This window comes from Sphingomonas sp. Leaf412, from assembly GCF_001425405.1.
Classification (GTDB): Bacteria; Pseudomonadota; Alphaproteobacteria; order Sphingomonadales; family Sphingomonadaceae; genus Sphingomonas.
In genome coordinates this window covers 242,715-249,384 of the sequence record NZ_LMQP01000004.1, presented here as the reverse complement: position 1 = coordinate 249,384, position 6,670 = coordinate 242,715, and the positions used below count along the sequence as shown (strand labels likewise).

Here is a 6,670-nt window from a genome sequence, read left to right as displayed (position 1 = left end):
CCGCCACGGGCGCTGCCCTCGGTGAGACACCGGCCCCTCACCCCGACCCTCTCCCCAATGGGGAGAGGGAGAAAAAGGCTCTCAGCCGCCCTCCGCCATCAGGTCCACCTCGGTCCCGCCGCCCGCGCGCGCGCGCATCACCGCCAGGAACGCGGCGCCGTCGCGGCGCTTGCCGCCCAATATGTGTTCCGCGCCGTCCGCCTGGTGCCCCGCGGCATATCCCGCCGCGCTGGCCTTCGTGTAATAATAGTCGAGCAGCCGCTGCATCGGTGCCGCGCTCGAGAAACTGACGATGCGCAGGGCGCAGCCCGCGCCGTCCGCGCCCGCGGCCTCCGCGACGCGCGCGTCGGGATAGAGCGGGACGCCGCCGGGCAGGCGGTTGGCCCAGCCGGCGGAATAGGCCACCGTCGCGGCGCATCGTCCCGCCTTCCCGCCCTGCGTTTCCGCCAGCGCGCCCAGCGTCAGCGACGCGCGCGCCGCGGCGCATTGCGGGCACGCGGCCGATGCGGCGGGGGCGGGGCGCAGCGCATCGGTCATCGCGGGGCGCCGGACCGCGCCCGCGATATCGTCCGCGGGGATCGCGCCGCTCGCGGGCGTCGTCGGGGGGCGGATCGAATCGTCGTTCGCCTGCTGCACCAGGTGCGGGTCGACCATGATCTGGTCGCGCAGCGCCGCGGTCAGCGCGGGGTCCGCGGCATTGGCGAGCGCGGTTGCGGTCAGTTCGGCATCGAGCGCGGCGACCGCATCCCGTGCCGTGTCGGCGGGCGGTTCGGCCCCGCATCCGGCGAGCGTCATCGCGACGGCCGCCCATATCGCGTGTCTGGACATGGGAACCGTCCTGCCACGCGCGCGGTTAAGATTCGACGAGCGCGTGTCTTGCCCATATAAGACACCGTCCAATTGATGGGAAACCCATGCTGAACATCGTTTCGATCCTGATCGGTCTCGTCGCCCTGGTATTGGGGATCGTGCCGTTCCTGCCGTTCCTCGCCTGGGGCTATTGGTTCGTCATCCCGATCGCGGTCGTCGGCGCGGTGATCGGGATGCTGTCGTCGAAGAACGGCGGACGGAACCTGAACCTCGTTCTCATCCTGATCTTCGGCCTGCGCCTCGCGCTCGGCGGCGGCTTCATCTGATACGAGAAGGGCCCCGGCTTCCACCGGGGCCCTGTCGTTACGCCATGGGCGGAATCAGCGGCAGACCACCTGCCCGCGATCGACCGACTGGCCCAGCAGCGCACCGCCGCCCGCGCCGATCAGCGTGCCCAGCAGTCGCGACCCGCCGCCCGCGATGATGTTGCCCAGCGCACCGCCCGCCAGGCCGCCGACGATGAGGCCCGTCGTGCCGTCGTTGCGACGGCAGTAATACCGCCCGTTGTTGCCGCGATAGATGCGGTCGTTACGCGTCAGCCGACGCGGCTGGTAATAGCGGCCGTCGCGATAATATTGGTCCGCGTAATAGGCGCGCTGACCCGGCGCGTAGCGGTTGTAGTCGTAGCGGTTGTACTGACGCCAGTCGCGCACGTCGCGGCGATAGTCCTTGCGCGCGTCGCGCACGTCCTCGCGATATTCGCGGCGCGCATCGCGCACGTCGCGGCGCGAATCGGCGTTGCGGACGTCGCGGCGATAGTCGCGCTGCGCGTCGCGCACCTCGCGGTTATACTCGCGCTGCGCCTCGCGCGGGTTCTGCGCGGTCGCGGGGACCGCGGTAAGGGTGATGGCGGCGAGCGCCGCGCCGATCATGATACGCATCGTCACTGTTCCTTTGCGAAATGACGACGGTAGAACCCGCATATGTGACAGCCGGTTGCGTGAACGCAAAACTACGTCGCGTTCACGCAACCGTCAGTTACGCGCCGGTCATTCGGCCAGCGTGTGCGTCAGGCTGATCTGCGCGTTCAACACCTTGGACACGGGGCAGTTCGCCTTCGCCTCCTCCGCGATACGCTTGAACTCCTCGGCCGAGATGCCCGGCACGTGCCCGGTCAGCTCCAGCTTCGACGACGTGATCGTGAAGCCGCCGTCGGACTGCTCGACCGTGACCTTCGCCTCGGTTTCCAGCGATCCGTTCGTGTGCCCCGCCTTGGCCAGCGCGAAGCTGAGCGCCATGGTGAAGCAGCTGGCGTGCGCGGCGGCGATCAGCTCCTCGGGATTGGTGCCCGGCTCGTCCTCGAACCGCGTGGTGAAGCCGTAGGGGGAGTCCGACAGGACGCCGGACTGGGTGGAGACGGTGCCTTTGCCGTCCTTGCCGAGGCCCTGATATCGGGCCGAGCCGCTGCGCGTGGGCATGTGATGATCCTTCCGGGACATGAAAAAGGCGCGGCCCCCGTGGGAGCCGCGCCCTTCAAACTCGCGTCGCGCCGGTAGGTTCAGCGCGGGTGCGTCAGCGGCACTGGCGCCGGCTGCCGCTGCGCTCGATCTCGCGCCCCGCCAGCGCGCCGCCGACGCCGCCGATGACGGTGCCCAGCGTCCGGTCGCCGCCGGTGTCGATCGTGCGGCCCAGCAGCGCGCCCGCGACGCCGCCGACGACCAGCCCGGTCGTGCCGTTGGGCTTGCGACAGCGCAGCCGCCCGTCGTTGCCGCGCCACTCGCGATAGCCGTAGCGCTTGCGCGCGTCGGCGTCGGGGGTGACGACGATCAGGGTGGGGGCGACCATCGCGGCGGCGGCCAGGGTCAGCATCATCTTACGCATAACATTCCTCCGGGGTGAAATTCGTGACGGGAAATTCGTACTGGCTGCGAAACGTCCGCGTGTAGGGCGGGTTGCATGAACCGAAAACAACGATGCGTTCATCGTTGCGGATCATCCCCGATATCCACGTTATCCACAGGTCGTTTTCGCTGGGTCCGACTCGGACGGCGTGACAGCATCCGGACGTGGCCCGATGCCGGACCGGCGAGAAATCGGCGGGAAAGCAAGGGGTTGCAGCCGGGAAGCCGGCCGCCTGACCCTGGTCGCGGCGGTATGGGCCCGGTTCGGGACCCGGCATCGCGGACCTCGTCCGCCGCCGGGAACCGGACGGCCGCCGTCACCGCGGGCGGCGCGCGCAGGGGGTGACCGTTCCTGACGACGGGGACCACCGGCGAAGCGCGACGCGGATGACGGATGGCCGATGGCGCGAAGGGAGGCGGCACCGACGGGGCGACCCGGACGACCGCACCCGATCGCCGGAGCACGACGCCGACAGGCGCCGCGCGCCGCCCCGCCGACGCCTCGTCCACCCGGACGGGCGAAGGCGCGAGCGACAGGGGGATCGGCAGCGATGCCGGTCCCCTTTTCTCCATGGGGTGCGGGTGGGGTATCCGGCGTCACCCCGGACCCGATCCGGGGTCCATGTCCCGGATCGTCCTCACCACCACCACCGTCATGCCGGGCTCGTCCCGGCATCCACGGTGCCGCACATCCTGCGGTCGAGGGAAAAGCGGCACGGTGGATGCCGGGACGAGCCCGGCATGACGAAGAAACCGACGTCGGTGGTCACCCGGGACCTGATTTTACGAAACGTACCGCCCCTTGTGTCTTCAATCATGACCCGGTCCGGGAGTGCGGGGTCGCGCATGCCCCGCATGCGCGAGGATCGCGCGGGGGACGATCCGACCCCGCGCTCGCCTTCGCGGGCATACAATGAACCTTGGCGGACACGCCTATGGCCGGGAGGCAGAACAGGGGTTCGTCCCTTCGAGGGCCGTCGACCCGGCGAAGGCCGGGATCGAGGGTAGAGGACGCCGCCGCCCGCAACGCTGGATCCCCGCCTGCGCCGGGATGACGAGACGACGATTATCACGTACCCCCCCCGACCGCCATCCCACCCCACCACCCCCATCGACCCCCGCCCAACCACCCGCTACGGCACCCCCGCCATGTCGCCCGCGCTTCTTCCGCCTCCCACGATCCTCCTTCCCGCCTTCGCGCCGTGGCTCGACATCGCGGGGCTGGCGGTCTTCGCCGCGTCGGGTGCGCTGGCGGCGGCGCGGCGCGGGCAGACGCCGGTGACGCTCGCCTTCTTCGCGCTGGTGACCGGGGTCGGCGGGGGGACGGTGCGCGACCTGCTGATCGGTGCGCCGGTGTTCTGGATCCACGACGCGCGCGTGTCCGCGGTGTGCCTGGCGGTCGCGGCGATCATCTGGGCCACGCCCGAACGATGGTGGCGCGGCGCCGCGCTCGACTGGTTCGACGCGGTCGGGCTCGCCGCCTATGCCGTGTACGGCGCGGCGAAGGCGATCGGCTACGGCGTGCCCCCGCTTCCCGCCGCGCTGATGGGCGTCGTGACGGGATGCGTCGGCGGCATCATCCGCGACGTGCTGGCGGGCGAGCCGTCGATCCTGATGCGCCCCGAACTGTACGTCACCGCCGCCGCGCTGGCGGCCGGGTCCTATGTCGGCCTGCGCGTGCTGGGCGTCGATACGTGGGCCGCCGCGGCGCTGGCGGCACTGGCGGGCTTCGGGCTGCGCGCCGCCGCGATCCGCTGGCGCCTCGCGCTGCCCGCCTATGGGGCGCGGGGATGACCTTGCGCCCGCGGACGGGCTGACCGCGGCGCTGTCCTACATCGCATGTTCCGCATATGTTCTCCCGCGAAGGAGAAACATATGATCGATTCCCTGATCGACGCCGTCATCGACCGCGAAGGCGGCTATGTCCATCATCCCGCGGATCGCGGCGGCCCGACGCGCTTCGGCATTACGGAGGGCGTGGCGCGCGCCAACGGCTATGTCGGCGACATGCGCCACTTCGCGCGCCCGGCGGCGGAGGCGATCTACCGCCGCCTGTACTGGCACCGCCCCGCGTTCGACCGGGTGGCGGCGCGCGCGCCCGCGGTCGCGACCGAATTGTTCGACACCGGCGTCAACATGGGGCCGGCGGTCGCGGCGGGTTTCCTCCAGCGCGCGCTGAACGCGCTCAACCGCGGCGCCCGAGACTATGCCGACGTCCTGCTCGACGGCCGCGTCGGCCCGGCGACGCTTACCGCGCTCGACCGGTTCCTGGCCGCCCGTCCGGCGGGGGAGGGGGTGCTGGTGAAGGCGATCGAGGCGTTGCAGGGCGAACGCTACCTCACGCTGGCGGAGCGCCGCCCGGCTAACGAGGCGTTCCTCTACGGCTGGCTCGCCAACCGCCTCGGCTGACGCGGGCGCGGCACCCCTCGACATGCGCCGCGCGTACCGCGCCGGCGCCTCAACATTCGCAACATTCGCGGGAGAATCCCATGTCCCTGATCGACGGCATCATCGGCCCCATCGCGGGCCTCATCGACAAGGTCGTCCCCGACCCCAAGGCGCGCGAAGCGGCGAAGCTGGAACTGCTGCGGCTGGAAGGCACGCAGGAACTGGAGCGCGTGAAGGCGCAGATGGGGGCGGTGCTGGCGGAGGCCGCGTCCCCCGACCCATGGACCAGCCGCGCGCGCCCGTCCTTCCTGTACGTCATGTACGCGCTGCTGCTGTGGAGCATCCCCATGGGCCTGATCGCCGCGGTCCGGCCGCAGATGGCATCGGCGATCGGGCAGGGCATGAACGCCTATCTCGCGGGCCTGCCGGAGCCGTTGTACGCGTTGTTCGGAACGGGTTACCTCGGCTACACCGTGGCGCGCGAATGGGGAAAGGGGCGGGCGCGGTAGGGCCACAAAGACCCGACTTCCGTTCGTGCTGAGCGAAGTCGAAGCATCGGCGCATGGCCTTCGACTGCGCTCAGGCCGAACGGGGGGGGTGGATGCTGGCCAAGTACCCCGTCACCCCGGACGTGTTCCGGGGTCCATCGTGCCGCCAGAGCAACGGGCTTTGCTCTCGCGGCACGATGGATGCCGGGACAAGCCCGGCTTGACGGACGTGCGTTCCGCAAAGGGTCCCGTGAACGCCCGGGGCAGGGTTAACCCGCCTCGCTCGCCCCTTCCTCATCCTCGGGCGGATAGAGCCTGTCCAGATACGCCTCCGCCATGCGGTAATGCGCGCGCACGGCCTCGGGGCTGGCGGCTTTCGCGGCGGCTTCGGTTTCGGCTTCGGCGCGGGCGGCGAGATAGTCTGGATCGTCGGTACGCATGTCGGTCGTTCAAACTCCTGGCGACCGATATGGTGCATCCGTCTTGCCGTTTCCTTGCATCGACATGGCGAAATGTGTCGCCGGTTGGCGCCGGCCCCTCGCGCTCCCTACATGCGCCGTCATGAGCGGGAACAACGATCCACACGCCGCGCCGGTCTGGCACGGCACCACCATCCTGTCGGTCCGTCGCGGCGGCAAGGTCGTCGTCATCGGCGACGGACAGGTTTCCATGGGCCAGACGGTGATGAAGCCGAACGCGCGCAAGGTCCGCCGCCTGGGCAGCGAGGGGAAGGTCATCGGCGGCTTCGCGGGCGCGACCGCGGATGCCTTCACGCTGTTCGAGCGGCTGGAACGCAAGCTGGAACAGCATCAGGGCCAGTTGATGCGCGCCGCGGTGGAGCTGGCGAAGGACTGGCGCACCGACAAGTTCCTGCGCAACCTGGAGGCGATGATGATCGTCGCGGACAGGGGCGTGACGCTGATCCTGACCGGCAACGGCGACGTGCTGGAGCCCGAGGCCGGGGTCGCCGCGATCGGGTCCGGCGGCAATTATGCGCTGGCCGCCGCGCGTGCGCTGGTGGAATATGAGGACGATGCCGAAATCCTGTGCCGCAAGGCGATGAAGATCGCGGCGGAGGTGTGC

Annotated in this window: 10 protein-coding genes; 5 read left to right on the top strand and 5 right to left on the bottom strand. The window is 70.2% G+C overall.

Annotated elements, in window-relative coordinates; genetic code table 11:
* Window positions 1-81 precede the first annotated feature (81 nt).
* The gene (locus ASG29_RS15435; RefSeq protein ID WP_055986320.1) at window positions 82-828 is read right to left on the bottom strand and encodes a hypothetical protein; all 747 of its coding nucleotides are present in this window, start codon (window positions 826-828) and stop codon (window positions 82-84) included.
* Between the two features lie 86 nt (window positions 829-914).
* Here ASG29_RS15435 and ASG29_RS15430 point away from each other — a divergent pair, with 86 nt between their 5' ends.
* Window positions 915-1,136, top strand: coding sequence for a hypothetical protein (locus tag ASG29_RS15430; RefSeq protein ID WP_055986316.1), 222 nt, complete (start codon window positions 915-917; stop codon window positions 1,134-1,136).
* A gap of 54 nt (window positions 1,137-1,190) precedes the next feature.
* Here ASG29_RS15430 and ASG29_RS15425 read toward each other — a convergent pair whose 3' ends face one another.
* The 3 genes from ASG29_RS15425 to ASG29_RS15415 form a co-directional block, all read right to left on the bottom strand.
* Window positions 1,191-1,751 carry a glycine zipper 2TM domain-containing protein gene (locus ASG29_RS15425; protein ID WP_055986313.1) on the bottom strand — a complete coding sequence of 187 codons (561 nt, stop codon included), beginning with the start codon at window positions 1,749-1,751 and terminating at the stop codon, window positions 1,191-1,193.
* 108 nt (window positions 1,752-1,859) lie between these two features.
* On the bottom strand, window positions 1,860-2,288 hold the full coding sequence (locus ASG29_RS15420; protein ID WP_055986310.1) for an OsmC family protein: 429 nt from the start codon (window positions 2,286-2,288) through the stop codon (window positions 1,860-1,862).
* Window positions 2,289-2,382: 94 nt separating this feature from the next.
* On the bottom strand, window positions 2,383-2,691 hold the full coding sequence (locus tag ASG29_RS15415) for a glycine zipper 2TM domain-containing protein (protein ID WP_082516198.1): 309 nt from the start codon (window positions 2,689-2,691) through the stop codon (window positions 2,383-2,385).
* Between the two features lie 1,169 nt (window positions 2,692-3,860).
* Here ASG29_RS15415 and ASG29_RS15405 point away from each other — a divergent pair.
* The 3 genes from ASG29_RS15405 to ASG29_RS15395 all read left to right on the top strand — a co-directional run bounded on the left by ASG29_RS15405 (window position 3,861) and on the right by ASG29_RS15395 (window position 5,608).
* On the top strand, window positions 3,861-4,505 hold the full coding sequence (locus ASG29_RS15405) for a trimeric intracellular cation channel family protein (RefSeq protein ID WP_055986305.1): 645 nt from the start codon (window positions 3,861-3,863) through the stop codon (window positions 4,503-4,505).
* Window positions 4,506-4,586: 81 nt separating this feature from the next.
* Window positions 4,587-5,120 carry a glycoside hydrolase family 108 protein gene (locus ASG29_RS15400; protein WP_055986302.1) on the top strand — a complete coding sequence of 178 codons (534 nt, stop codon included), beginning with the start codon at window positions 4,587-4,589 and terminating at the stop codon, window positions 5,118-5,120.
* Window positions 5,121-5,200: 80 nt separating this feature from the next.
* The gene (locus ASG29_RS15395) at window positions 5,201-5,608 is read left to right on the top strand and encodes a holin family protein (RefSeq protein ID WP_055986299.1); all 408 of its coding nucleotides are present in this window, start codon (window positions 5,201-5,203) and stop codon (window positions 5,606-5,608) included.
* 248 nt (window positions 5,609-5,856) lie between these two features.
* On the opposite strand, the gene ASG29_RS17265 is transcribed toward ASG29_RS15395, so the two are convergent.
* On the bottom strand, window positions 5,857-6,027 hold the full coding sequence (locus ASG29_RS17265; RefSeq protein WP_200932544.1) for a hypothetical protein: 171 nt from the start codon (window positions 6,025-6,027) through the stop codon (window positions 5,857-5,859).
* Window positions 6,028-6,148: 121 nt separating this feature from the next.
* On the opposite strand from ASG29_RS17265, the gene hslV reads away from it, so the two are divergent.
* Window positions 6,149-6,670: ATP-dependent protease subunit HslV (hslV, locus tag ASG29_RS15390; protein WP_055986297.1), on the top strand; the 522-nt coding region annotated here is incomplete at its 3' end.

Excerpts from the sequence above, each read along its gene's own strand:
- ASG29_RS15435 (WP_055986320.1), bottom strand. The coding sequence starts at position 828 with ATGTCCAGACACGCGATATGGGCGGCCGTCGCGATGACGCTCGCCGGA.
- ASG29_RS15395 (WP_055986299.1), top strand. The coding sequence starts at position 5,201 with ATGTCCCTGATCGACGGCATCATCGGCCCCATCGCGGGCCTCATCGAC.
- ASG29_RS17265 (WP_200932544.1), bottom strand. The coding sequence starts at position 6,027 with ATGCGTACCGACGATCCAGACTATCTCGCCGCCCGCGCCGAAGCCGAA.
- ASG29_RS15405 (WP_055986305.1), top strand. The coding sequence starts at position 3,861 with ATGTCGCCCGCGCTTCTTCCGCCTCCCACGATCCTCCTTCCCGCCTTC.
- ASG29_RS15420 (WP_055986310.1), bottom strand. The coding sequence starts at position 2,288 with ATGCCCACGCGCAGCGGCTCGGCCCGATATCAGGGCCTCGGCAAGGAC.
- ASG29_RS15415 (WP_082516198.1), bottom strand. The coding sequence starts at position 2,691 with ATGCGTAAGATGATGCTGACCCTGGCCGCCGCCGCGATGGTCGCCCCC.
- ASG29_RS15400 (WP_055986302.1), top strand. The coding sequence starts at position 4,587 with ATGATCGATTCCCTGATCGACGCCGTCATCGACCGCGAAGGCGGCTAT.
- ASG29_RS15425 (WP_055986313.1), bottom strand. The coding sequence starts at position 1,751 with ATGCGTATCATGATCGGCGCGGCGCTCGCCGCCATCACCCTTACCGCG.
- ASG29_RS15430 (WP_055986316.1), top strand. The coding sequence starts at position 915 with ATGCTGAACATCGTTTCGATCCTGATCGGTCTCGTCGCCCTGGTATTG.